Origin of the sequence: Streptomyces olivoverticillatus, from assembly GCF_014203555.1 — a bacterium.
Classification (GTDB): domain Bacteria; phylum Actinomycetota; class Actinomycetes; order Streptomycetales; family Streptomycetaceae; genus Streptomyces; species Streptomyces olivoverticillatus.
In genome coordinates this window covers 219664-242708 of sequence record NZ_JACHJH010000005.1, presented here as the reverse complement: position 1 = coordinate 242708, position 23045 = coordinate 219664, and the positions used below count along the sequence as shown (strand labels likewise).

Here is a 23045-nt window from a genome sequence, read left to right as displayed (position 1 = left end):
AGCGATACCCTTCCGCGCTGTCAGGAGGGAACGCGACGGCGCCGGACCCGAGAACGCGAAGGCGGCAACGATGAAGGCGAGCACAGCGACACCGGACACGACGCCGGCGCATGCGCCGGCGGCAGGCGCGAAGGCGGTCGGCCCAGAGGCGGCAGACACGACGGCGGCAGACGCGAGGGCAGCAGGCATCCCGACGGCAAACGCAACGACCGCAGCGAGCACGGCCGCGGTCATGACCGCGGCGCCCGCGACCGCACCGGCGCGCCCCGCCGCCATGGCACCGCTCAAGGACACCACCGCAATCGTCGGCATCGGTCAAACCCCCTTCGCCAGACACCTTGCCGAGCCCGAGAAGACCCTGGCCTGTCGTGCGATCCTCGCCGCGCTCGACGACGCGGGCATACCCCCTTCCCAGGTCGACGCCTTCACCTCGTACACCATGGAGGAGACCGACGAGGTCGAGGTCGCCAAGGCCATCGGCGCAGGCGACGTCACCTTCTTCTCCAAGGCCGGATACGGCGGCGGCGGCTCCTGCGCGACCGTCGCCCACCTCGCGGCCGCGATCACCACCGGCCAGGCGACCGTGGGCGTGGCCTGGCGCTCCCGCAAGCGCGGCTCCGGCCCGCGCCCCTGGCGGAACACCGGCGCCGAGCTGCCCACCCCCGGACAGTGGACCCGCCCGTACGGGCTGTTACGCCCCGCCGACGAGATCGCGATGCTCGCCCGCCGCTATATGCACGAGTACGGCGCCACCCGCGACCACTTCTTCAACGTCGCCCTCGCCTGCCGCAACCGCGCCAACCAGAACCCGGCCGCGATGATGTACGAGCGCCCGCTGACCCGCGAGATGTATATGACCTCCCGCTGGATCAGCGAACCTCTCTGCCTCTTCGACAACTGCCTCGAAACGGACGGAGCGCTGGCCTGCGTCGTGGTCTCCGCCGAGCGCGCCCGCGACTGCCGCCACCCGCCCGTCTACGTCCACTCCGCCGCCCAGGGCCTGCCCGCCCAGCACCACGGCATGGTCAACTACTGGACCGACGACCCGCTGACCGGGCCCTCCTGGACCGCCGCCCGCCGCCTGTGGCACACGGCGGACTTCGGCCCCCCGGACGTGGACGTCGCCCAGATCTACGACGCCTTCACCCCGCTCATCCCGCTGTCCCTGGAGGGCTATGGCTTCTGCGCGCGCGGCGAAGGCGCGGCCTTCTCGGAGGGCGGCGCCCTCGAACTGGGCGGCCGGCTGCCGATCAACACCGGCGGCGGAGGGCTGAGCGAGGCTTACGTCCATGGTTTCAACCTCATCAACGAGGGCGTCAGGCAACTCCGCGGCACCTCCACCGCGCAGGTGCCCGGCGCCGAGACCTGCTTGGTCACGGCGGGCGAGGGCGTACCCACGTCGGCATTGCTGCTGAGGAGCTGATTGCTCATGCCCTCCATCATGAGGGGTACCACTGACAACGCCCCGGGGAACACTGTGGGCGACATGAACAACTCCCGTACCAGGCAACCCCCTTGCAACACCACCACCGACGGCCTGCTGCTGCCCGTCCCCGACGCGGACGGGCTGCCGTTCTGGGAGTTCGCCGCCCGCGGCGAACTGCGCATACAGGCCTGCGCCGACTGTCGCGAGCTCCGCTTCCCGCCCCGGCCGTGCTGCCCGCACTGCCAGTCGTTCGACAGCGAGTGGCGCAGGATGAGCGGCCGCGGCCGCATCTGGTCCTATGTCCTGCCCCACCCGCCCCTCCTGCCCGCCTACGCGGAACTGGCCCCGTATAACGTCATCCTCGTGGCCCTCGCCGACGCTCCCGGCATCCGCCTCGTCGGCAACCTCGTCACCGCCCGGGACGCCCCCCTCAACTCCGCCGACCCGTCCCGGCTGCGCATCGGCGCTCCCGTCAAGGCCGTCTTCGCCGAGCTCGCGGAGGACGTCGTCGTGCCGCGCTGGGTCCTGGAGGAGGCGTGAGCGTCCGCAGCGAAGTACGGGCGGACGGCGTCGCGCTGGTCACCCTCGACCGCCCCGAACGCCACAACGCCATCGACCTCGAAATGGCCGGGCAACTCCGCGATGTGTGGCAGGCGTTCCGCCTCGACGACACGGTCCGGGCCGTCGTCCTCACCGGCGCCGGCGACCGCGCCTTCTGCACCGGCATCGACCGTTCCGCCCAGGTCCCGCAGCCGCACTCGCCGTACTCCACGGACGACCCGCTGCTCACCGTCGGCCCCAAGGCCGCAGACCTGTGGAAGCCCGTGATCGCGGCAGTGGGCGGCATGGCCTGCGGAGGGGCCTTTTACCTGCTGGGCGAGGCGGAGTTCGTCGTCGCCTCCGAGGACGCGTCCTTCTTCGACCCGCACACCTCGTACGGCATGGTCAGCGCCTACGAGTCGCTGTACATGGCCCAGCTCATGCCCTTCGGGGAGGCGGCGCGGCTGGCGCTGATGGGCACGGCCGAACGCCTCTCCGCGCGGCGCGCGTACGAGATCGGGCTGGTCTCCGAGCTCACCCCGCCCGGCGAGGCCACCGACGCGGCCCTGCGGGCGGCCGCCACCATCGCCGCCTGGCCCACCGAGCCGGTCCAGGGCACGGTACGAGCCCTGTGGGCGGCCAGGCAGGCCGCCCAGGCACACGCACTCGCCCTGGCCCCCCACCTCATCGCCCTCGGCAACCTGCCACCTGACCGGCAGGCCGGGCTCTTCACCGAGCGCAATCGCGAGCACCGCATGCGCTGAGCCGCGGGCCGGGAACGCCGGACACCGCGCGCCGCCGCCCACATCGGCGGCGGCCGCGCCCTGCTCAGCGCCGCGGCGTCAGCCCTGTGCCCTTCGCCGCATCCAGCGCGTACACACAGCGGTCCTTACTGCAGGCGTAGACCACCCCGCCCGTCGCCACCGGGGAGCCCGTGATCTCGCCGCCCGTGGCGAGCTTCCAGCGGAGCTGGCCGCCTGCCGCATCCACCGTGTAGAGACAGTGATCGGCGGAGCCGAAGTGGACCCGCCCGTCGGCGACCACCGGCGAGCCCACGATGTCGCCGCCCGCCGCGAAGCGCCACTTGGGCGTGCCGGTGACGGCGTCCAGCGTGTACAGCGCGCCGCCACTGCCGAGGTGCACGGCACCCGCCGAGACCAGCACCGGCTCCCTCGACTGCCGGGCCTCCGTGGCGATGCGCCAGCGGTCCCGGCCGGTCGCCGCGTCGAGGGCGTACACAGTGCCCAGATAGTCGGCGATGTAGACACCGCCACCCGTCACCGCGGGGCCGGGCGCGTACGCGGGCGGGCTCAGGAAGACCGCCGGCGCCTCGAAGCGCCAGCGGACGTCGCCGCGCGCCACGTCGATCGCGAGGACCCGCGTGCCCGCTGCGACGTACACCGCACCGTCCGGCGCGGTCAGCAACCGCACCGGCACGCCGCCGCACGCCGCCGCGTCGCCCACCGGATACGACCACCGCTCCACGCCCGTACGGGCTTCGAGGGCCCGCAGGCGCGCGTCGGCCCACACGTACACGGTGCCGTCGTGGACGACCGGCCCGCAGTCGGGCGTCTCGAAGTCCGTCTGCGCGCCGCTCATCTCCCACAGCAACTCGCCGTTGGCCGCCTCCCACGCCTGCACGCCGCCACCGCGCGTGCCCGTGACGACCGTGCCGCAGTCGGCCTTGAGCGAGTAGACCCAGCCGTCCGTGGACAGCCGGCATCGCTCCGTGCCGTCCGAGGCGTCCAGCGCGTAGAGCGTCGGGCCGTCGGAGGCGTGTATGCGCCCGTCGGCGACGGCCATCGCCCAGGCCACGTCCCGCGTCTTGAACTGTCGCCGCCCGCTTGCCACATCGAGCGCGTGCACCTCGAAGGACGTGACGTACAGCAGCTCCCCGTCGACGACCGGCGTCCCCCATACGTCATTGGACATACGGAACCGCCACGGCCGCCAACGACCCTCTTCTGCCTGTCCGTTGGCCCCGGCATCCGGAGCGGGGGCGGGCGCCGGGACCGGCGGCTGGGCCGGCATCGCCGCGGAAGCCCCCGCGGGGGGCCGCACCCAGCCCGTCGCGGGCCCGGCGCCCAGCTGGCCCTGCGGCTCACGCGTGTCGGCGACGCGCGGGCCGGGACCGATCGGCACCTTCGACCCGGCCAGCCGTACGGTCCCGTCGACGACCGGCGCCGCGGCATGCCGCCCGTGCATGGCGGGGCCGGTGGCGGGCGCGGCGGGCATCGGACCGCTCAGGCCGCCGCGCGGATCGGGCGCGCCGACCAGCCCGGAGCGGCCCTGGGCGGCCCCTGCGCCCCAGCCGGGGCTGCCGTGCCCGCCGTCCGGCTCGTACGCCGCCACCGGCTCCGGGGCGGGCGCCTGGGCGGGCCGCGGCGGCGCGCTCGGCCGCCGCGCGCCGCCCCTGCCGCCGGAGCCCGCGGCGGCGGGCCGGTGCCCTGCGCGGCGCTGCTCGATGAGGGAGACAGCGTTGTCGGGAAGCCAGGCCGATGCCGTGCCGCTGTCGTCGTCCCCGCCGGAGGCGAAGAGGTGCGGCGCGAGCTCGGACTGCAGGTCCGCGGGGCTCGGCCGGAGCTCGGCGGCCATCTGCATGCAGGAGTCGATCAGGGGACGCAGCTCGTCGGGCAGCCCGCTGAGGTCCGGGCCCTCCCGCAGCAGCATGAACACGGTCTCCACCGGGTTCGCCCCGTGGAACGGCGCGTGGCCGGTCGCGGCGAAGACCAGCGTGGAGCCGAGGGAGAAGATGTCACTCGCACCCGTGACGCTGCGGGAGTCCCGTGCCTGCTCGGGCGACATGTACGCGGGCGTGCCGACGGCGACGTTGGTCATGGTCAGCCGGGTGTTGGACACACCGGAGGCGATGCCGAAGTCGATGACCCGCGGACCGTCCTCCACCACCAGGACGTTCGAGGGCTTCAGGTCGCGGTGGACCAGGCCCGCACCGTGGATGGACTGCAGCGCCTCCGCGATGCCGGCCGCAAGCCAGCGCACCGCCTGGGCGGGCAGGGGGCCGCACTCGGTGATGATCTCTTCGAGGGAGGGCGCGGGCACATAGGCGGTGGCCAGCCAGGGCACGGCGGCCCGCGGGTCGGCGTCGACGACGGCGGCGGTGTAGAAGCCGCTGACCGCCCGCGCAGCTTCCACCTCACGGGTGAAGCGGACACGGAAGAGCTGGTCTTCCGCCAGCTCCGTGCGCACCGTCTTGATCGCCACCCGTCGGCCCGATGCCGAGCGTGCGAGATAGACCAGCCCCATGCCGCCGGCACCGAGTCGGCCGAGCACCTCGAACGGGCCGATCCGTCTCGGGTCGTGCTGCGTAAGCTGCTCCACCACTGGTCTGCCACCTCCCCGTGGGGGCTTGAAGGGTTTCAGCCCCGTGCGCGTCACACCGCAGAATTATCCCGGTCGACGCACCCCGATTCTTCCTGGCGAAGTCCGCGGTGGCGAACCCGGGGCGCGCTTCGCCGTGTCTTCGCCCCATGCCGCCACATGCGGAACGCCACGCCCCGCCGTCATCTCACCGTTTCTCCGCCTCCCCCCGCCCGCCCCTCTCCGGCTACCCCCGGCCTGCCCGGGAGAGGTCGATGACGGCGAAGAGAGCGCTCTGGTCGTCGGCGAGCACGGCGAAGCGCCCGTGCGGGCTGTCCTGCGGATCGCGCAGCACACGACCGCGCAGCCGGCGGGCCGTCGCCGCTGCTTCGTCGCAGTCGGCCACCACGAAGTAGGTCAGGTAGTGGGCGGGCATTTCCTTGGGGAACCGGTCGTCGTCCATGACGGCCCGGCCGCCGAGCGCGTGCTCGGGGGTGAGGGGCTTGCCCGGGGGCGTCCAGACGGCGAAGTCGATACCCGCCTGCTCGCTGACGTCGTGGCCCTGGAAGCCGAAGACGGCTTCGTAGAAGGCATCGACCGCCTTCGGATCGCGCGTGTACACCTCGGTCCAGCCGTACGCACCCGGTTCGCCCCGCTTCTCGAAGCCCTTGTGGGAGCCGGCCTGCCAGACACCGAAGACCGCGCCGCCGGGATCGGCGGCCATCAGCATCGTGCCGTACGGGCCGACGGACATCGGGCCCATGACCATCGTGCCGCCCGCGGCATGGATCCGGCGGGCCGTCGCGGCCGCGTCGGAGGAGGCGAAGTAGACGGACCAGGTGGTCGGCATCCGGCCGTCGGGCTTGGGGGCCAGCGCCGCGACGTTCTTCCCGTCGTGGAACGCCTGGGTGTAGTGGCCGTACTCCCCGCCGCTGTCCTCGAACGTCCAGCCGAAGAGCTCGCCGTAGAAGCGCTTGCCCGCTTCGACGTCGGGCAGCATGGCATCCGCCCAGCAGGGCATGCCTTCCGGGATTCCGTCCGGGGCTGCGCTCATGGTCGGGTCTCCTTTGCGCGATCGGGCGAAGTGCGGCGAAATGCGGCCGGGTGTCCTTGCTACGCGGAGTGTTCTGGCAGCCACGGTATAGGTGGTCGGGGATTCGCGCGCGGCCTGTGGATAACTATCGAAGGAACGGCGCGGAGATCGTGGTCCACAGCTTGTTGATAGGACAATTCACCGGTACGGGCCAATCCGCTTCAACTCTCTCGCTGCCCCTTCACAACCCATCTGACCTGCACATATACCCCATCATTCACCCCCGCCCCCATTTGCATGCAGCCGAATCGCGCTCCGATCACCCCTCGGTAAGCTGACGGCATGACAGGACAAGTACGCACCGTCGACGGCCGCGTGGCCGGTCGGCGCGGCCAGGCGACGCGGCAGAAGCTGCTCGACTGCCTCAGCGAAATGCTCAGCTCCTCGCCCTACCGCGATGTGAAGGTCATCGACGTCGCCCGCAGGGCCGGCACCTCGCCCGCGACCTTTTACCAGTACTTCCCCGACGTGGAAGGCGCCGTCCTGGAAATCGCCGAGGAAATGGCGAAGGAGGGCGCCGGCCTGACCGAACTGGTCGCCGGGCGCTCGTGGGTCGGCAAGTCCGGCTGGCAGGCGGCCGAGGAACTGGTCGACGGCTTCCTCGGGTTCTGGCGCAAGCACGAGGCGATCCTGCGCGTCGTGGACCTGGGGGCCGCCGAGGGCGACAAGCGGTTCTACAAGATCCGCATGAAGATCCTGAACGCCGTCACCAACTCCCTGACGGATTCCGTGAAGGAACTCCAGGCCAAGGGCAAGGTCGACAAGGACGTCAGCCCGGCGGCTGTGGCCGGCTCGCTCGTCGCGATGCTCGCGGCCGTGGCCTCGCACCAGAAGGGCTTCCAGAGCTGGGGCGTCAAACAGGCCGAGCTCAAGCCCAACCTCGCGCTCCTCGTCCATCTGGGCATCACCGGCAAGAAGCCGACGAAATAGCGCGTCAGCGCAGCCCCCGCAGGCGTCCGCCCAGCGCACGACGCCTCGGCACCTCGTATGTCCTGTCATCGCAACGGCGGGCTGTCCGGGCACGGCCCGGTCGGCCCGCCGTCGCGCATCCGCGCCGTCCGCCCACGCCGGGGCCCACGCCGGCTTCCGACCGTTACCGCCGCTCCAGCCGGAACAGCCGGATCTGCCGCTCCACCCGCGCCTGATAGCGCGCGTACGGCGGCCAGAACTCCAGCACGGCCACCCATACGGCCTCCCGTTCCACCCCGCGCAGCAGCTGCGCCCGCACCGGGACGTCCCGGCCCTTCCAGCTGATCTCCGCATCGGGGTGCGCCAGCAGGTTTGCCGTCCAGGCGGGGTGCCCGGGGCGGCCGAAGTTGCTGCCGATCAGAATCCATGTGCCGCGCTCGCGCTCCGGCATGCAGGCGAGCGGCGTGCGCCGGGGCAGCCCGCTCTTCGCCCCCGTCGACAGCAGGACCACGCTGGGCAGCATGCGCGCGCTGAGCAGGACCTTTCCGCCGGTCAGCCGGTGCACCGCCCGGTCCATCGCGGGCAGGAAGTGCGGCGCGATCCGAGCGAAGGATCGGGTTGAGGAGACCTTCTGCACCAGGCGCTCGACGGCGGCCATCACAGCACCACCGTTTCCCGCCGCATCGCGGCCGCAAACAGCCCCGCGGCCTGCGCGGCGTGTTCACGCAGCCGCTGAACCGGGCCGAACAACAGCTCGTCCGATGCCGCCCGTTTGAAGTACAGCTGCACATCGTGGTCCCACGTCACCCCCACGCCTCCGTGCAGTTGCACCGCCTCCCCCGTCACCAGCCGGGCCGCCTCCAGCGCCTGTGCGAGCGCCAGTCCCCCGATGGCTGCAGACGGCCCGTTTCCGGCTGCCCACGCCGCGTAGTACGCCGCCGAACGGGCCGCCTGCACGGCCACGTACAGATCTGCCAGCCGGTGCTTGACCGCCTGGAAGGAGCCGATGGGCCTGCCGAACTGTTCACGCACGCGCGCGTACTGCACCGTTTGCTCCAGCGCCCGGCCTGCCACCCCGACCGCCTCGGCCGCCAGCACGGCGGCCGGCACCCCGCCCAGCCGGGCCATGGCCGCCCGCACGTCACGGCCGGCGTCACCGAGCGGCTCCGCCGGGACGTCCCGCAGCTGGACACGGGCCTGGGGCCGCGTCTCGTCCAGCACCGTCAGCCGCCTACGAGCCACACCACTCGCCCCCTCCGGCCGTACGGCGAACAGCAGCGTGCGACCGCGCGCATAGCCGCCCGTATGCGCGGCGACGAGCAGCAGGCCCGCACTGTGCCCGTCGAGCACCTGGGCGGCCTCGCCGTACAGCCGCCAGCCGTCCCCGTCCCGCCGCGCCTGCACCCCGCCCGCACGGCCGCCGCCCGACCAGCCGCCGTCTTCGCGCCCCGTCAGCCCGAAGGCCTCCGGCAACGTCCCGCAAGGCACCACGAGCGCCCCTGTCAGCTCGCCGGAGGCCAGGCGCGGCAAGAACACGGCCCGCTGCTCCTCGCTGCCCAGAGCGGCGACGAGCGGGGCCGTCACCGCCGCGGTCGCCAGCAGGGGCGAGGGCAGCAGCGCCTGACCAGTCTCCTCGCAGACCAGAGCCAGCTCCGTGGGGCCGCAGCCCGCTCCCCCGTAGCGGCCCTCGACCGCCAGCCCGGCCAGCCCCGGCCGGTCCGCGAGCTGCCGCCACAGCGCCTCGTCGTACCCGGCCCGGGTCTGCGCCGCGGCCCTGACGTCATCCGTGGCGCAGTGCTTCAGCAAGGCCTCACGCACAGTGCGCCGGATCTCGATCTGTTCGGCAGTGAGCGCGGCATCCATGACGAGCCTCCTCTTCTGACGGGCCGTCATGTTAGGCGCGATGGCGTCGCCTTCCCAGCCCTCCCCGCGGCCCGATCTGATGTACCGTCAGTTTCATGACTCCAGGCAAGCGCAAGGTCGCTGTCGTCGGCGTCTCCCTCTCGGATTGCGGCCGTCTCGACCGGGCCACGCCCTACGCCCTGCACGCCCAGGCCGCTCGCCGGGCCCTCGCCGACTCCGGTCTCGGCAAGGACGTCGTCGACGGATTCGCCTCCGCCGGGCTCGGCGCGCTCGCACCCATCGATGTCGCCGAGTACCTGGGCCTGCGGCCAACCTGGGTGGACTCGACCTCCGTCGGCGGCTCCACCTGGGAGGTCATGGCCGCCCACGCCGCCGACGCCATCGCCGCGGGCCATGCCAACGCCGTCCTTCTGGTGTACGGCTCCACCGCGCGCGCCGACATCAGGGCGGGCCGCCGCACCGGAGCCCTCTCCTTCGGCACCCGCGGTCCCGCACAGTTCGAGGCTCCCTACGGGCACACACTCGTCGCCAAGTACGCGATGGCCGCCCGCCGCCATATGCACCAGTACGGCACCACGCTGGAACAGTTGGCGGACATCGCCGTTCAAACACGCGCCAACGCCGCTCACAATCCCGACGCCCTGTACCGCACGCCGATCACGGTCGACGACGTCCTCGGCGGCAAGATGATCGCCGATCCGTTCACCAAGCTTCACTGCTGCATACGGTCCGACGGCGGCTGCGCCGTGCTGCTGGCGGCAGAGGAGTACGCGGCGGACGCGGCGCGGCCGCCGGTGTGGGTGCTGGGCACGGGCACCGCCGTGTCGCACACGGCCATGTCCGAATGGGAGGACTTCACCGTCTCCCCGGCGGCCGTCTCGGGGCGGCTGGCCTTCGACCGGGCGGGCGTCACGCCCCAGGAGATCGACGTCGCGGAGCTCTACGACGCCTTCACCTATATGACGCTCGTAACGCTGGAGGACCTGGGCTTCTGCGCAAAGGGCGAAGGCGGCGCGTTCGCGGCGAAGGGGCGGCTGACGATCGGCGGCGACCTGCCGGTCAACACCGACGGCGGCGGGCTCTCCGCCTGCCACCCCGGGATGCGCGGCCTCTTCCTCCTCGTCGAGGCGGTACGGCAGCTGCGCGGCGAGGCGGGCCCGGGGCGCCAGGTCCGCACGCGCGACGGCAGCCTCCCCCGCCTCGCCGTCGCCTCGGGGACGGGCGGCTGGTTCTGCTCGTCGGGAACGGCCATCCTGGGCAGGCTGTGACGGCCGGGCCGGCACCCCCTACCCGGCAGGGCGGAACACCGGCACCATCAACGGAGCCCTCGCCCCCGCCCGGAAGGCCACCCCCAGGGGCATGCCGACCCGCAGTCCGCCCTCAGAGCACCCGATCACCTCGGCTGACATGCGAGGCCCTTCCTCGAGGTCGATCACGGCGGCGGTATACGGAAGGTGCCCGCCAAAGGGAGGCAGGTCGTTCACATGGACGATGGACCACGTATAGAGCGTGGCCCGGCCGCTCGCCTCCTCCCAGACGACGTCCTCGCTCCAGCAGCGCGGGCAGAACTCGCGCGGATAGAAGTGCGCCCTGCCGCACGCCTCCGCCCGGCAGCGGCGGATCAGCAACCGCCCCTCGGCGGCCGCCTCCCAGTACGGCCGCGTGAAGTCGTCGATCTCCGGCGCATCGAAGCGCGGCGAGCCTCCCACGGAACCGACCTCCCCTGCATTCGGTCGTGCACGCGGCCCCGCACAGCCATTTCCTGACGGTACGTCAGCTCGATAGTCTGACACTACGTCAGTTTATCGGCCAACGAGCAGGAGTGGGCGAGAACGATGCTTGGATCGACTCACGGCACCCTCACCACCACCTCCCGCCCGGCCCGTGTGGTGGCCTGCGGCGAACGTCCCGGCCCCGCCGTCCACGGCATGGCGGCCCCGGGTCCCGAGGACACGGACGTCAGCGGCCGCCCCCTGTGCTCGCCGGTCCCCGACCTCGACCGCTTCTTCCGCCCCGAGGCCGTGGCCGTCATCGGCGCCTCCGAGACCGAGGGCCGCCCCAACACCGGCATCACGCGACAGCTCATTGCCTGGGCCGGACGCGTCGGCGCCCGCGTCCACCCCGTACACCCCACCCGCACCACCGTCTTCGGCCTGCCCTGCCACGCCTCCCTCCGCGACCTGCCCGAGCAGATCGACCTTGCCGTCCTCCTGGTCGGCGATCCAGCCCCCGTCCTCGAAGAACTCCGCGAGTACAAGGTCAAGTTCGCCGTCGTCTTCGCTTCCGGATTCGCCGAAACCGGGGACGAAGGCGCCGCCGCACAGGCCCGGCTCGCCGCCGCCCTCCAGGGCACGGGAATCCGGATGCTCGGCCCCAACACCAACCTGAACGCCTTCGAGCACTTCCGCGACGATCTCGACGGACCCGCCATCGCCCTGATCACCCAGTCAGGCCACCAGGGCCGCCCCGTCTTCGCCCTTCAAGAACTGGGCATCCGGCTCTCTCACTGGGCGCCGACCGGCAACGAAGCCGACCTGGAATGCGCCGACTTCATCTCCTACTTCGCCACGCGGCCCGAGGTCGGAGCCATCGCCGCGTATATAGAAGGGCTCAAGGACGGCCGCGCCTTCCTGCTCGCCGCGGACCGGGCGGCCCGCAACAAGGTGCCCGTCGTCGCCGTCAAGGTCGGCCGCACCGAGACCGGCGCCCGCACCGCCGCCACCCACACGGGCAAGCTGACGGGCGCGGACGACGTCGTCGACGCGGCCATACGGCAGTTCGGCGTGATCCGCGTCAACGGCCTGGACGAGCTGCAGGACACCGCGGCCCTGCTGGCCCGCGCCCGGCCGCCCCGCGCCACCGGCGTCGCCGTGTATTCGATCTCCGGCGGCACCGGCGCCCACTTCGCCGACCTCGCCACCGCAGCCGGCCTCGAACTGCCCGCCCTCTCCATGGCCAGGCAGAGGCAGCTCCACCAATGGATCCCCGGCTATCTGAGCGTCGCGAACCCCATCGACAACGGCGGCCATCCCGTCGGCGACTGGCGCGGCCGCAAAATCCTCGACGCGCTCCTCTCCGACCCCTCCATCGGCATCCTCGTCTGCCCGATCACCGGCCCCTTCCCGCCCATGAGCGACAAGCTCGCCCAAGACCTCGTGGACGCCGCGGAGACCACGGACAAGCTGATCTGCGTCGTGTGGGGCTCCCCGGTCGGCACCGAGGCCGCCTATCGCACCACCCTGCTCGGCTCCTCGCGCGTGGCCACCTTCCGCACCTTCGCCAACTGCATCACCGCCATCCGCGCCTACCTCGACCACCACCGCTTCACCACCGGCTACCGGTCCCCCTTCGACGACGCGCCCCGCCGCCCCTCCCCGTCCGCACGCAAGGCCGAACCACTGCTGCGCCCGGGCGAGCAGCTCAGCGAGCACGCGGCAAAGCAGCTGTTGCGCGCGTACGGCATACGCGTGCCGCGCGAACAACTCGTGACCAGCGCCGCGGCAGCCGTCCGGGCCGCCGCCCTGGTCGGCTACCCCATCGTCGTCAAGGCCTCCGGCCCGCAGCTCGCCCACAAGTCCGAGCTCGGCCTGGTGAAGATCGGCCTGACCTCCGCCAGCCAGGTCCGCGACGCCTACCGCGAGCTGGCCGACATCGCCCGCTACGAGCAACTCCCCCTGGACGGCATCCTCATCTGCCAAATGGTCGGACGGGGTGTGGAAATGGCCGTCGGCATCACACACGACCGCCTCTTCGGCCCCACGGTGACCGTGGGACTGGGCGGAGTGCTGGTCGAAGTCCTGGACGACACTGCCGTGCGCGTGCCGCCGTTCGGCGAGGACCACGCCCGCGCCATGATCGGCGAACTGCGCGGCCGCGCGCTGCTGAGCGGAGTGCGGGGGGCTCCCCCGGCCGACGTGGACGCCCTCGTCGAGACCGTCCTGCGCGTCCAGCGCATGGCCCTGGAGCTGGACGACGGCCTCGCCGAGCTGGACATCAACCCCTTGGTGGTGCTGGAACGCGGCCAAGGCGCCGTGGCCCTCGACGCGCTCGCCTTCTGCCGCCCTTGAGACAAGGAACTCCCCCATGCCCCTCTCCCCCCGTGAAACCTCAAAAGCCTCCGAAACCTCCGAACCCTCCGCCGAAGCCCAGGACTTCGCCTCCGGCGGTGACCCAGCCGATGGTTCATTGATACTCCACGCCACTGACAACGGCGTGGCGTGGATCACTCTCAACCGTCCGAAATCACTGAACGCCATCACGGCTGACCAGCGCGAACGCCTCATCTCGCACTTCGGCCGGGCCTCCGCCGACCCCGCCGTCCGAGCCGTCGTCCTCACCGCCACCGGCAAGGGGTTCTGCGCGGGCGCCGACCTGCGCTCGGCCCCGGCGGCAGCCACCGCCGAGCGCGTTCCGGGCGATGTGGCCCGCACGATCCGGGAGGGAGCCCAGCGGCTGATCAGCGCGGTGCTGGACTGCGAAAAACCCGTGATCGCGGCGGTGAACGGCGTCGCGGCGGGCCTGGGCGCGCACCTTGCGCTGGCCTGCGATCTGGTCCTGGCCGCGGAGTCGGCGCGGTTCATCGAGGTGTTCGTCCGGCGCGGCCTGGTCCCCGACGGCGGCGGCGCGTACCTCTTGCCCCGCTTGGTGGGGCCGCACCGCGCGAAAGAGCTGATGTTCTTCGGCGACGCCCTCGCGGCCACCGAGGCGGAACGTTTCGGCCTGGTCAATCGCGTGGTTCCGGACGGGGACCTGGCAGCAACGGCCCGGGCATGGGCCCAGCGGGTGGCCCTCGGGCCGACCCGGGCGCTGGCGTTGACGAAGCAGCTGGTGAACGCCTCCTTGGACAGTGACCGCACGGCCGCCTTCGCCGCCGAGGCGGCCGCCCAGGAGATCAACATGGCAACGGCGGACGCGACGGAGGGCGTCGCCGCCTTCGTCGAGCGCCGCACTCCGGTCTTCCGGGGACGCTGACCCCTTCCGACCTGACGCACCATCAGATTCAATGGCTTTCATGATGGGACACGCCGGAATGGCGGCAGCCGCCGTGCGCTACCTGCGCTCGACGGGCGCCCCGCTCTCCTCGCTGCCGGCTCACCACACCCCTGCACCCCCGCCCAGACTGCGGGCCGTACGAGCGGACGAACAGCTTCCGGTGGCGTCGGAGGAGTTCCGGCGCATCCTCGGGCACTTCGCCAGCGGCGTCACGGTGATCACCGCCCCGGGCCGGGGCGCGGAGGGGCCCGCGGGCTTCGCCTGCCAGTCGTTCGCCTCGTTGTCGCTGGACCCGCCGCTGGTGGTGTTCCTGGTCGGCCGGACGTCCACGACCTGGCCCCGCATTGCACGCGCCGGGGTCTTCTGCGTCAACGTACTCGGTTCGGGACAGAGAACGCTCTGCCGGGGTTTCGCGGTCAGCAGCGCGCTAACAGGCGACAAGTTCGCCGGTGTGCCCTACGACCGGGCCCCAGTGACGAGCTCTCCGAGGCTTTCCGGCGTACCGGCGTGGATCGACTGCGTCATCCATACCGTGCACACGGGTGGCGACCATCTCATCGTCGTGGGGCGCGTGGAAGCACTGGGCGCGGACGAGGACGCGGCGAGCGCCGGTCCGCTGCTCTTCCACCGGGGCGACTTCGGGACGTTCGACGGCTTCGGTCCGGTCCACCCGGATCCGTAAACGTTTACTTCCTCTAGTGCTTGACCACCTTGGTCAGGACAAGGTCCGTAACCGTTTACCTCTTCTTGTGCCTGACCACCTTGGTCAGCACATAGCGCTTGCCGGAGCCGGGCTTGCCGATCTCGTGGAAGATCCGCGGCGCCTTCTCCGTACCGATGACGCTCCAGTCGCGGGAGAGTTCGCAGGAGCTGATGCGCATGGACACGCCCTGGACCCTGCCGCTGTCCTTCATGACCGTCCAGGTCCCGGAGCCGTCGCAGTCCTTGGGCAGGTCCTTGCCGGTGCCGTCCCAGATGTAGTTGTCGAGCCCGTTGGCGATCGCCAGGCCGTCGGAGTCGAGCTTGACCGTGCCGCCGCGGCCGTCGGTCCAGGTGCCGGCGATGTCCGACTTGGTCAGGCGGGGCGGTTCGTACACGCTGACCAGCCCGGTCCCGTACGCCGTCGCGCCGAGCGCGCCGATGGCGAGCCAGGCGAGCGCACCGTTGCGGGTCACTCTCCGCGCCACGCTCCCCTGGCCGCCCTCGTGGACCCGGCGGGCAGCGGCGCGGCCCGCGAGCGCGGCGGGCAGCATGCCCACCGTGAGCGCCCCCCACCACACCAGGTAGGACAGCGGCCGGGCGAACGAGAAGCTGCCGAGCGCCGCCACGGCTCCGAACGCGGCGACCGTCGTGGCCGACACCACCGGCACGGCGCCCGCGGTCCACAGCCATCCGTCCGGACGGCCCCGGCGGCGCGCGGCCCGGCGGGCCAGCGTCAGGGCGGGCATCACCGTGGCGACCGTGACGAAGCCGCTGACCATAACGGTCAGCAGCAGGACCCCGAGCGACACTGCGGCGATCAGCGGAACACCGTTGGGGATGCCGTCGTGCTCCCGTGTGAGCAGTACGAGCACGGCAACCGTCACCGCGATGACGGTTTCCGCACAGAATGCGGCCATCGACGCGCAGAATGCGGCGCCGAAGCCGTCGGCGTGCGTCACCTGCGCCGGCGCGCCACCGGATGCCTCCGGTGCGGCACCCTCCGCGTCGTCCGGTATCGCGTGCGGCTCAGCCTGCTGTGTCATATCCGCCCCTCTCTCCAAGAATGATTCCCCCAGAGGCCGAGAGGTTCCGTTGCCGGAGGTCCGAGACGTGCCCGGCCCGCCGATCCGTCGACTGATGAGGCCCGAGACCACCGAACCGAGGCCGGCCGCCCAGGCGAACATTCTTACCGAATAGTCCTTCTTGACCGGACTTCGGGTGTGCTGGTCCGAGGGCTCCGGCCGCCGGGACCCCCAACCGGCAGACAGGGCCCACCCCACACGTGCGGCAGGGCGGACGCAAGACCTCCGGCAGGGACCACACGGCGGTTCAGACCCGGGTCACTGGTCGAACGTGAGGACGCAACGGGCGACCGCACCGTTGAGCACATCGTGCGCCGCCTGCTCGAAGGCCTCCACCGGATACGTCACAGTGATCAGCTCGTCGAGCAGCAGTCGGCCCTGACGGTAGAGCCCGGCGTAGCGCGGGATGTCGCGCTGCGGGCGGGAGGAGCCGTAGCGGCAGCCGAGAATCGACTTGTCGAGATACATCGACGAGACCGGGAAGGACGCCTCCGTGCCGGCGGGCGGCACACCGAGCAGCACCGCCTGGCCATGCCGGTCCAGGAGGTCGATCGCCTGCCGGATGAGCCGGACGTCGCCCACGCACTCGAAGGCGTGATCGACGCCGGTCGGGAGGATCTCGCGCACCGCGGCCGTGGTGTCGCCACTCGCGCGGGCGTCGACGAAGTGGGTGGCACCGAACCTCCGGGCGAGGGCGGCCTTCGCCGGGTTGGCGTCGACGGCGACGACGGCCGACGCTCCGGCGATCCGCGCGCCCTGTATGACGTTGAGCCCGATACCGCCTGCGCCGAGGACGAGCACGGAGTCGCCCTGCTCCACTTTTGCCCGGTTGAGGACCGCGCCGACGCCGGTCAGCACGCCGCATCCGATGAGCGCGGCCGAGGCCGGCGGGACGTCCACCGGAATCCTGACGGCTTGGGCGGCCTTGACCAGCGTGCGTTCCGCGAAGGCGGAGACCGAGGCGAAGTGGAAGAGTCCCTCGCCCCGGCGTGTGAACGGCCTGCCGGGCCGTCCGATGGACCGGCGGCACATCGTCGGCCGGCCCCGGTCGCAGTCGGCGCAGGCTCCACATGAGGCGAGCGTGGACAGAGCGACGGGATCGCCCGGTGAGACGTGTGTGACGCCTGCCCCGACCGCCTCGACCCGGCCCGCGCCCTCATGGCCGAGGACGACGGGGGCGGGGTAGGGGATGGTCCCGTCGACGACCGAGAGGTCGCTGTGGCACAGGCCCGCGGCGCCGACGGCGACGAGCACTTCGCCCGGTCCCGGCTCCCGGACCGCCAAGTCGTCCACGACCTGGGTCCGCTTGCCGTCGAAGATGACGCCCCTCATGGCTGTGTCCTCTCGAACGGCGGTTGTTGGGTATGCGTCCAGGGATTCCGGTTGCCGTTGGTGCGCGCGGCGGGGTGGGCATGCCGGGGCCGGCGGTCAGGAGGGCCAGACGACCGACTGGAGTTCGCTGTAGGCGTGCAGGCCGAAGGAGCCTCCGTCCCGGCCGACACCGCTCTCCTTGAACCCCCCGAAGGGCGTCTCGGGGTGCCGCTGGACGGTGTTGATACCGACGTTTCCGCTGCACAGCCGGGCGGCGAGCGCCCAGGCGCGGCCGGTGTCGGCGCTGAAGACGTAGTCGTAGAGGCCGTACGGCGTGCTATTGGCGATACGGATCGCCTCGTCTTCGTCGTCGAAGGGGATGACGACCACCACCGGTCCGAAGATTTCCTCGCGGGCGACGGGCATCTCGGGGGTGACGTCGGCGATGAGGGTCGGGGCGGCGTAGAAGCCCGGCCGGAGCGCGGGGCGGGTGCCGCCGGCGACGATGCGGGCCCCCTGCTCGCGGGCCCCGGCGATGTAGGCCTCGACGCGGTCGCGGTGCGCGGCGGAGATCAACGGACCCACGATCGTGGAGTTATCCACAGGCTGCCCGACGATCAACGACCCGGCGTAGTCTCGGAGACCGGTGACGACCCGCTCGTACAGCGATCGATGGACGAGCGCCCGGGTCGGTGCCGTGCAGACCTGCCCGCTGTGGAAGGACCAGACCGAACCGACCGCCCCGATCGCCGACTCCAGCACTTTCGTGTCGGCATCCCCCAGGACGATGGCTGCACCCTTGCCTCCCAGTTCCATCAGGGTGCGCTTCATCGACCTCCCCGCGCACTCGGCGATCTTCTTTCCCACAGCCGTGGAACCGGTGAAGCTGACCATGTCGACGCCGGGTTGGGCCACCAGCGCTTCGCCGGTGGCCGCACCCGAGCCGGTGACGACGTTGAAGACGCCGTCCGGGAGCCCCGCTTCCCGGAAGAGCGGCCCAAGTTCCAGGCAGCACAGCGGATCTTGGGGAGCCGGTTTTGCGACGACCGCGTTGCCCATGGCCAGGGCGGGTCCGACCTTGCCCGCGAGATTGACGACCGGGAAGTTGTAGGAGGTGATGCAGGCGACCACGCCCACGGGGCGGCGCACCGCGGCGGCGCCGATCAGGCCGCCGGGAGCGAGCGGGCTCGCCCTGACGGGCCGTGGAGCGATCGGGAGGACGTCCGGCTCCAGTGCGCCGCGTGCGCAGCGGCGGAAGCGGTCCACGGCCGTGGGCAGCTGCATGGCCGTGGTGAGGCGCATGGTGGCGCCCGTCTCGGCCTGGAGCAGGGCAGTGAGCTTCCCGGCGTGTTCGATGAGCAGTTCCGCCATCCGTTCCAGCACGGCCGCGCGCTTGCGCGGATCGGTACGCGACCAGCCGTCTTGGGCGGCCTGCGCGGCGGTCACGGCGGCGGCGACTTCGGCGGGAGTCGCCTCCGGGGCCTCCCCGACGACCTGTTCGGTCGCCGGATTGACAACTGGATAGTGCCCTCTTTCCGGCGCCTGCCAGGCGCCGTCGATCCAGTGCCCGTACGCCCTCATGGCCGGGGCTCCTTCGGCAGACCGAGCGCGCGCTCGGCGATGATGTTGCGCTGGATCTCGTCGGACCCGCCGTAGATGGTGTCCGCTCTCGTGAAGAGGAACAGGCGCTGCAGGGCGTCCAGCTCGTAGGGGCGGTCGGCGTGCCAGTCGCCCGGTCCCACGGTGGCGGCCGCGCCCTGTACCTGCATGGCCAGCTCGCCGAGCCGCCGGTGCCAGCCGCCCCACAGCAGCTTGGCGACGCTCGGTGCGCCCGGGTCGTCGGTTGCCCCCAGGGTCCGCAGGGCGTTCCAGCGCATGATCTGGAGCTGCGCCCATTGCCGTACGAGCCGGTCGCGTACGACCGGCTCCGCTGCGGCACCGGTCCGGAGGGCGAGGCCGGTGACCCTCATCAGCTCTGCGGCGAAGCCGATCTGCTGGACGAGCGTGGAGACACCACGCTCCCGAGCCAGCAGCCCCATGGCCACCCGCCAGCCGTTGCCCTCGCCGCCGACGAGGTGCTCGGCGCGGGCCTGGGCACCGTCGAAGAGCACCTCGTTGAAGTCGGCCGTGCCCGTCATCTGCCGGATCGGGCGGACCTCGATCCGGCCGGGCTGGTCCATCGGGACGAGCAGGAAGGAGAGTCCGTGGTGGCGGAGCGAGCCCGCCGTGGTGCGCGCGAGGACGAAGCACCAGTCGGCCTCGTGGGCGAGGGAGGTCCAGATCTTCCGCCCGTCGATCCGGTACGTACGACCTCCGTCGGCCCGCACGGCGGTGGTGCGCAGGGCCGCGAGGTCCGAACCCGCGCCGGGTTCGCTGTACCCCTGGCACCACAGTTCCTCGCCCCGGGCGATGGCGGGCAGGAAGCGGGCGCATTGCGCATCGTCGCCGTGCGCGAGGAGGGTGGGGGCCAGCAGGTTTTCGCCGAGGTGCCCGAGGCGGGCGGGCGCCTGGGCGCGGGCGTACTCCTCGGCCCAGACGACCTGTTCGGTGACCGTCGCGGCCCGGTTGCCGTAGGTGCCGCGGGCCCGGGGCCAGCCGAGCCCGGTCCAGCCGCCGGTGCCCAGTTCGCGTTCCCATGCGCGGCCGGGGGTGCGGGCCGCGCCGTCCGGGAGGTGTTCGGCGAGCCAGGCCCGCGCCTGCCGGCGGAACGCCTCGTCCTCCGGTCCGAACGCGAAGTCCACGGCTTCTCCCCTCGCCGAAATCGACACAATCAGCACAATCGACAGACTGGACACGATCGACGGACTCGACAGAACAGTGCGGCCCGGCCCGGGGCCGGGTCAGGTGTTGGGGCGGTCTCCGGCAGCGGCCGCTTCGGTCATGGCCGCCAGCTGGTCCAGCATCGGCATCGGGTCGGCCCCGACGGTCGTGGGGAGGACGTCGGCGATGCGCTGCGGCGTCCAGGGGCCCTCGGCGTAGGCGGCGCGCAGTTCACGCGGCTGGGCCCAGACCGCGATCTTGGAACCGGCCGCCGTGTAGACCTGCCCGGTGATCCCCTCCGCCCGGGCCCGCTCGCTGAGCAGATAGACGACCAGGGCGGCCACGTCCTCCGGTTCGCCGATCTCCTTGAGCTCCATGGGCACGCCCTCAGACATCCGGGTGCGCGCCACGGGGGCCACGCAGTTGGCGGTGACCCCGTACTTGTGCAGGCCCAGGGCGGCACTGCGGACGAGGGAGATGACGCCTCCCTTGGCGGAGGCGTAGTTGGCCTGGGACACGCTGCCCTGGTGGTTGCCGCTGGTGAAGCCGATGAGGGTGCCGCCGCGCTGGCGGCGCATCACCGCGGAGGCGGCGCGGAAGACCGTGAAGGTCCCCTTCAAGTGGGTGGCGATGACGGGGTCCCACTCCTCTTCCGTCATGTTGAAGAGCATGCGTTCGCGCAGGATCCCCGCGACGCACACGACACCGTCGAGCCGCCCGTACCGCCCGAGTGCGGTGTCGACGATCCGCTGTCCACCCGCCATGGTCGACACGTCGTCGGCCACGGCCGCCGCCTCGCCGCCCATCGCTGCGATCTCCTGGGCGACGGCTTCCGCCACCTCGCTTGCCGGCTCGTCACCGTGGACGGAGACGCCGTAGTCGTTAACGACGACCTTCGCCCCCTCGGCGGCACATGCCAGCGCAACGGCCCGGCCGATGCCCCGTCCGGCCCCCGTGACGGCCACGACCTTGCCTGCCAAGAAGCTGCCCACGGCGCACCCCTTCCGGCCCAATCTGACGGACCGTTAGATTTTTGGGCAGGGAAGGCACGAACACAAGACCGGGGAGGGATCCCATGTCGTTGCCGGCCGAGTTCCACGAGATCGCCAAGCGCATCAACAACTGGGGACGATGGGGAGACACCGACGAAATCGGCACGCTCAACCTCATCACCGAGGCGGTCGTCCGCGCCACGGCGGCAACGGTCACCAGTGGCCGCCGCATCCCTTTGGCGCTCCCCCTCCAACAGGACGGGGTGCAGACGGGCGTCATCCCGGGCAGGGTCAATCCGCTGCACACCATGACCGGGATCAATGTGGAGCTTGCGGGCCCCGGCACCGTGGCCACCAGCGACGACATCGTGACCATGGGCCTGCAGGCGGCCACCCACTGGGACGGGCTGGCCCACGTCTCACACAGCGGCAGGCTGTACAACGGCCGCCCCGCAGAGTCGATCACCACTCACGGTCGGGCGGCTTTCAGCGGAGTGGAGAAGGCGGGCCCGATCGTCTCGCGCGGGGTGTTGCTCGATGTCACCCGCGCACGGGGCGTGGACCGCCTCGACGCCGGCCATGTCGTCACGCCGGAGGACTTGGATGCCGCGGAGGAGCTGGCCGGCGTCACGGTCGGCCGTGGCGATATCGCGCTCATACGAACCGGCCAGATTCAGCGGTACCTGGCCGGCGACAAGCAGGCGTACACCTACCCTTCGCCCGGACTGTCGATTCGCACGCCCGAATGGTTCCACGCGCGGGATGTGGCCGCCGTCGCCAACGACACCCTGACGTTCGAGATCTTCCCCCCGGAAATCGAGGGGCTCTGGCTGCCCGTCCACGCACTCGACCTGGTGGAGATGGGCATGATGCAGGGCCAGAACTGGAATCTGGAGGAGCTTTCACAAGCGTGCGCAGAAGCACGGCGCTACGCGTTCCTGCTGGCCGCGACGCCGGAGCCGTTCGTCGGCGGAGTGGGGGCGCCCGTCGCACCGGTCGCGATTCTCTGAGACCGGAACGGCCTGTCGAGGGGACGGGCGGGCGGCGGCGCACAGATGCGCACCCCGAGCACGGCACCGTACGCCGCCACCCAGCTCCGGCGCCTTAGCCCTGTGATCGCGCCGGGCCGCGACCCGCACTCGCCAAGGCGGCCCTGGGCACACGGACCTCTCGACGTCCCCTCGCAACGAATCGCTGCATCCAAGGGTGATCACGTGAACACTTCACGTCAACACCTGGTCTGGACTTTTGTCGACTACGCCCGATTTGTCGCGGCGTGTTGTGACTCAAAAGCACCAGTCCAGAGCGAGTCACCGCGATCGACCTCGCACCAGATCCGCTTGCCCACACCCTCACGGTGCCAGCCCCAGCGGTCGGCGAGACCGTCCACCAACTCCAGGCCCCGGCCTCCCGTGTCGTCACCCTGGGCGCACCGCCGGCTCGGCGGACGAGCGCTGATGTCGGCCACCTCGACCCGGACCGTGCCCGCGGCGCCTGCGGCCATCACCCCGGCGGCAGCGCCCGTGCCGGGGAAGAGCATGCGCAGCACAGCCGGACAGCCCGTGTGCACCACGGCATTGGTGACCAGTTCGGAGATCAGCAGGATCAGCGTCTCGGCGAGAGGCTCGTCGAGCCCTATTCCGGATCCGGCGAGCCGTGACCGCGCCCATCTACGGGCCCGCCCCACCTCCGAGGGGTCGGCCCCGACCTCCATCTGCATTTGAAGCACCTGCACCGCTCACACCATCCGAACCGGCGGACACAACGCCTCGCGCCTCCCGGGGTTCACGGAGCGTGATCCCCTTGAGAGACAGCATGGTTGACGTTCAGTTACCCCAACAAGCGCTTCGGTCATATTCCGGCGCAAAGGGGTAGGGGTACTGCATACTGTGCGACGCTCGCTGCGGGAAGTCGAACATTGGGGAATCGAGTACCCAGTTTCGACGCGATAGACGGGCATTCCCACAGCCGATGTCACCACATGAGCAACACCCGTTTTGTTGCGCCCTTGAACTACTCGCACCCGAGGGAGAGTACCCGAGGTCGGACCCAACTCC

General features: G+C 71.5%; 20 protein-coding genes. 9 read left to right on the top strand and 11 right to left on the bottom strand.

The features are described from left to right. Positions 1-274 precede the first annotated feature (274 nt). The 3 genes from FHS39_RS18305 (at position 275) to FHS39_RS18295 (ending at position 2730) form a co-directional block, all read left to right on the top strand. Positions 275-1423, top strand: a complete 1149-nt coding sequence (locus tag FHS39_RS18305) for a lipid-transfer protein (protein ID WP_184350629.1) — start codon at positions 275-277, stop codon at positions 1421-1423. Positions 1424-1486: 63 nt separating this feature from the next. Continuing rightward, positions 1487-1966: a Zn-ribbon domain-containing OB-fold protein gene (locus tag FHS39_RS18300; RefSeq protein ID WP_246470331.1), complete on the top strand. Its 480-nt coding sequence runs from the start codon at positions 1487-1489 to the stop codon at positions 1964-1966. Next, positions 1963-2730, top strand: coding sequence for an enoyl-CoA hydratase-related protein (locus tag FHS39_RS18295; protein ID WP_184350413.1), 768 nt, complete (start codon positions 1963-1965; stop codon positions 2728-2730). Before FHS39_RS18300 ends, FHS39_RS18295 begins: the two co-directional genes overlap by 4 nt. Positions 2731-2794: 64 nt before the next feature. Here FHS39_RS18295 and afsK read toward each other — a convergent pair whose 3' ends face one another. Continuing rightward, positions 2795-5308, bottom strand: coding sequence for a protein serine/threonine kinase AfsK (afsK, locus tag FHS39_RS18290; RefSeq protein WP_184350412.1), 2514 nt, complete (start codon positions 5306-5308; stop codon positions 2795-2797). A gap of 223 nt (positions 5309-5531) precedes the next feature. After that, on the bottom strand, positions 5532-6338 hold the full coding sequence (locus FHS39_RS18285) for a VOC family protein (RefSeq protein WP_184350411.1): 807 nt from the start codon (positions 6336-6338) through the stop codon (positions 5532-5534). Positions 6339-6659: 321 nt separating this feature from the next. Here FHS39_RS18285 and FHS39_RS18280 point away from each other — a divergent pair, with 321 nt between their 5' ends. Next, complete coding sequence (locus FHS39_RS18280; RefSeq protein WP_045932215.1) at positions 6660-7307, top strand: TetR/AcrR family transcriptional regulator; 648 nt, start codon at positions 6660-6662, stop codon at positions 7305-7307. A gap of 163 nt (positions 7308-7470) precedes the next feature. Here FHS39_RS18280 and FHS39_RS18275 read toward each other — a convergent pair whose 3' ends face one another. Together FHS39_RS18275 and FHS39_RS18270 are read right to left on the bottom strand one after the other, a co-directional pair. Next, positions 7471-7944, bottom strand: coding sequence for a nitroreductase family deazaflavin-dependent oxidoreductase (locus FHS39_RS18275; RefSeq protein WP_184350410.1), 474 nt, complete (start codon positions 7942-7944; stop codon positions 7471-7473). Then, entirely contained in the window at positions 7944-9149 is a 1206-nt protein-coding gene (locus FHS39_RS18270; RefSeq protein ID WP_184350409.1) for an acyl-CoA dehydrogenase family protein, read from the bottom strand. Before FHS39_RS18270 ends, FHS39_RS18275 begins: the two co-directional genes overlap by 1 nt. Positions 9150-9244: 95 nt before the next feature. Between FHS39_RS18270 and FHS39_RS18265 the strand changes: the two genes are divergently transcribed. Further along, positions 9245-10417, top strand: coding sequence for a thiolase C-terminal domain-containing protein (locus FHS39_RS18265; RefSeq protein ID WP_184350408.1), 1173 nt, complete (start codon positions 9245-9247; stop codon positions 10415-10417). A gap of 18 nt (positions 10418-10435) precedes the next feature. On the opposite strand, the gene FHS39_RS18260 is transcribed toward FHS39_RS18265, so the two are convergent. Further along, positions 10436-10858 carry an OB-fold domain-containing protein gene (locus tag FHS39_RS18260; protein ID WP_184350407.1) on the bottom strand — a complete coding sequence of 141 codons (423 nt, stop codon included), beginning with the start codon at positions 10856-10858 and terminating at the stop codon, positions 10436-10438. Positions 10859-10984: 126 nt separating this feature from the next. On the opposite strand from FHS39_RS18260, the gene FHS39_RS18255 reads away from it, so the two are divergent. The 3 genes from FHS39_RS18255 to FHS39_RS18245 are packed head-to-tail and all read left to right on the top strand — an operon-like array spanning position 10985 to position 14823. Next, entirely contained in the window at positions 10985-13216 is a 2232-nt protein-coding gene (locus FHS39_RS18255) for an acetate--CoA ligase family protein (RefSeq protein WP_184350406.1), read from the top strand. A gap of 16 nt (positions 13217-13232) precedes the next feature. After that, a complete protein-coding gene (locus tag FHS39_RS18250) occupies positions 13233-14120 on the top strand; it encodes an enoyl-CoA hydratase/isomerase family protein (RefSeq protein ID WP_184350405.1) in 888 nt (295 codons plus the stop codon). A gap of 31 nt (positions 14121-14151) precedes the next feature. Further along, complete coding sequence (locus FHS39_RS18245; protein WP_246470330.1) at positions 14152-14823, top strand: flavin reductase family protein; 672 nt, start codon at positions 14152-14154, stop codon at positions 14821-14823. 55 nt (positions 14824-14878) lie between these two features. On the opposite strand, the gene FHS39_RS18240 is transcribed toward FHS39_RS18245, so the two are convergent. From FHS39_RS18240 to FHS39_RS18220, 5 genes are all read right to left on the bottom strand, one after another. Next, positions 14879-15886 (bottom strand): hypothetical protein, encoded by a 1008-nt coding sequence (locus FHS39_RS18240; protein WP_184350404.1) that lies wholly within the window; start codon positions 15884-15886, stop codon positions 14879-14881. Positions 15887-16183: 297 nt separating this feature from the next. After that, on the bottom strand, positions 16184-17257 hold the full coding sequence (locus FHS39_RS18235) for a Zn-dependent alcohol dehydrogenase (RefSeq protein ID WP_184350403.1): 1074 nt from the start codon (positions 17255-17257) through the stop codon (positions 16184-16186). Positions 17258-17353: 96 nt separating this feature from the next. Then, complete coding sequence (locus FHS39_RS18230) at positions 17354-18817, bottom strand: aldehyde dehydrogenase family protein (RefSeq protein WP_184350402.1); 1464 nt, start codon at positions 18815-18817, stop codon at positions 17354-17356. Further along, positions 18814-19977 (bottom strand): acyl-CoA dehydrogenase family protein, encoded by a 1164-nt coding sequence (locus FHS39_RS18225; RefSeq protein ID WP_184350401.1) that lies wholly within the window; start codon positions 19975-19977, stop codon positions 18814-18816. Before FHS39_RS18225 ends, FHS39_RS18230 begins: the two co-directional genes overlap by 4 nt. Positions 19978-20076: 99 nt before the next feature. Next, entirely contained in the window at positions 20077-20988 is a 912-nt protein-coding gene (locus FHS39_RS18220) for an SDR family NAD(P)-dependent oxidoreductase (protein WP_184350400.1), read from the bottom strand. 83 nt (positions 20989-21071) lie between these two features. Here FHS39_RS18220 and FHS39_RS18215 point away from each other — a divergent pair, with 83 nt between their 5' ends. Continuing rightward, complete coding sequence (locus FHS39_RS18215; protein ID WP_184350399.1) at positions 21072-21998, top strand: cyclase family protein; 927 nt, start codon at positions 21072-21074, stop codon at positions 21996-21998. A gap of 245 nt (positions 21999-22243) precedes the next feature. Here FHS39_RS18215 and FHS39_RS18210 read toward each other — a convergent pair whose 3' ends face one another. Then, positions 22244-22723: an ATP-binding protein gene (locus FHS39_RS18210; protein ID WP_184350398.1), complete on the bottom strand. Its 480-nt coding sequence runs from the start codon at positions 22721-22723 to the stop codon at positions 22244-22246. Positions 22724-23045 lie beyond the last annotated feature (322 nt).

Bases quoted from the DNA above. Each gene is read 5' to 3' on its own strand.
- FHS39_RS18305 (WP_184350629.1), top strand. From the start codon at position 275: ATGGCACCGCTCAAGGACACCACCGCAATCGTCGGCATCGGTCAAACC.
- FHS39_RS18300 (WP_246470331.1), top strand. From the start codon at position 1,487: ATGAACAACTCCCGTACCAGGCAACCCCCTTGCAACACCACCACCGAC.
- FHS39_RS18285 (WP_184350411.1), bottom strand. From the start codon at position 6,338: ATGAGCGCAGCCCCGGACGGAATCCCGGAAGGCATGCCCTGCTGGGCG.
- FHS39_RS18280 (WP_045932215.1), top strand. From the start codon at position 6,660: ATGACAGGACAAGTACGCACCGTCGACGGCCGCGTGGCCGGTCGGCGC.
- FHS39_RS18275 (WP_184350410.1), bottom strand. From the start codon at position 7,944: ATGGCCGCCGTCGAGCGCCTGGTGCAGAAGGTCTCCTCAACCCGATCC.
- FHS39_RS18270 (WP_184350409.1), bottom strand. From the start codon at position 9,149: ATGGATGCCGCGCTCACTGCCGAACAGATCGAGATCCGGCGCACTGTG.
- FHS39_RS18265 (WP_184350408.1), top strand. From the start codon at position 9,245: ATGACTCCAGGCAAGCGCAAGGTCGCTGTCGTCGGCGTCTCCCTCTCG.
- FHS39_RS18255 (WP_184350406.1), top strand. From the start codon at position 10,985: ATGCTTGGATCGACTCACGGCACCCTCACCACCACCTCCCGCCCGGCC.
- FHS39_RS18250 (WP_184350405.1), top strand. From the start codon at position 13,233: ATGCCCCTCTCCCCCCGTGAAACCTCAAAAGCCTCCGAAACCTCCGAA.
- FHS39_RS18245 (WP_246470330.1), top strand. From the start codon at position 14,152: ATGGCTTTCATGATGGGACACGCCGGAATGGCGGCAGCCGCCGTGCGC.
- FHS39_RS18240 (WP_184350404.1), bottom strand. From the start codon at position 15,886: ATGACACAGCAGGCTGAGCCGCACGCGATACCGGACGACGCGGAGGGT.
- FHS39_RS18235 (WP_184350403.1), bottom strand. From the start codon at position 17,257: ATGAGGGGCGTCATCTTCGACGGCAAGCGGACCCAGGTCGTGGACGAC.
- FHS39_RS18230 (WP_184350402.1), bottom strand. From the start codon at position 18,817: ATGAGGGCGTACGGGCACTGGATCGACGGCGCCTGGCAGGCGCCGGAA.
- FHS39_RS18215 (WP_184350399.1), top strand. From the start codon at position 21,072: ATGTCGTTGCCGGCCGAGTTCCACGAGATCGCCAAGCGCATCAACAAC.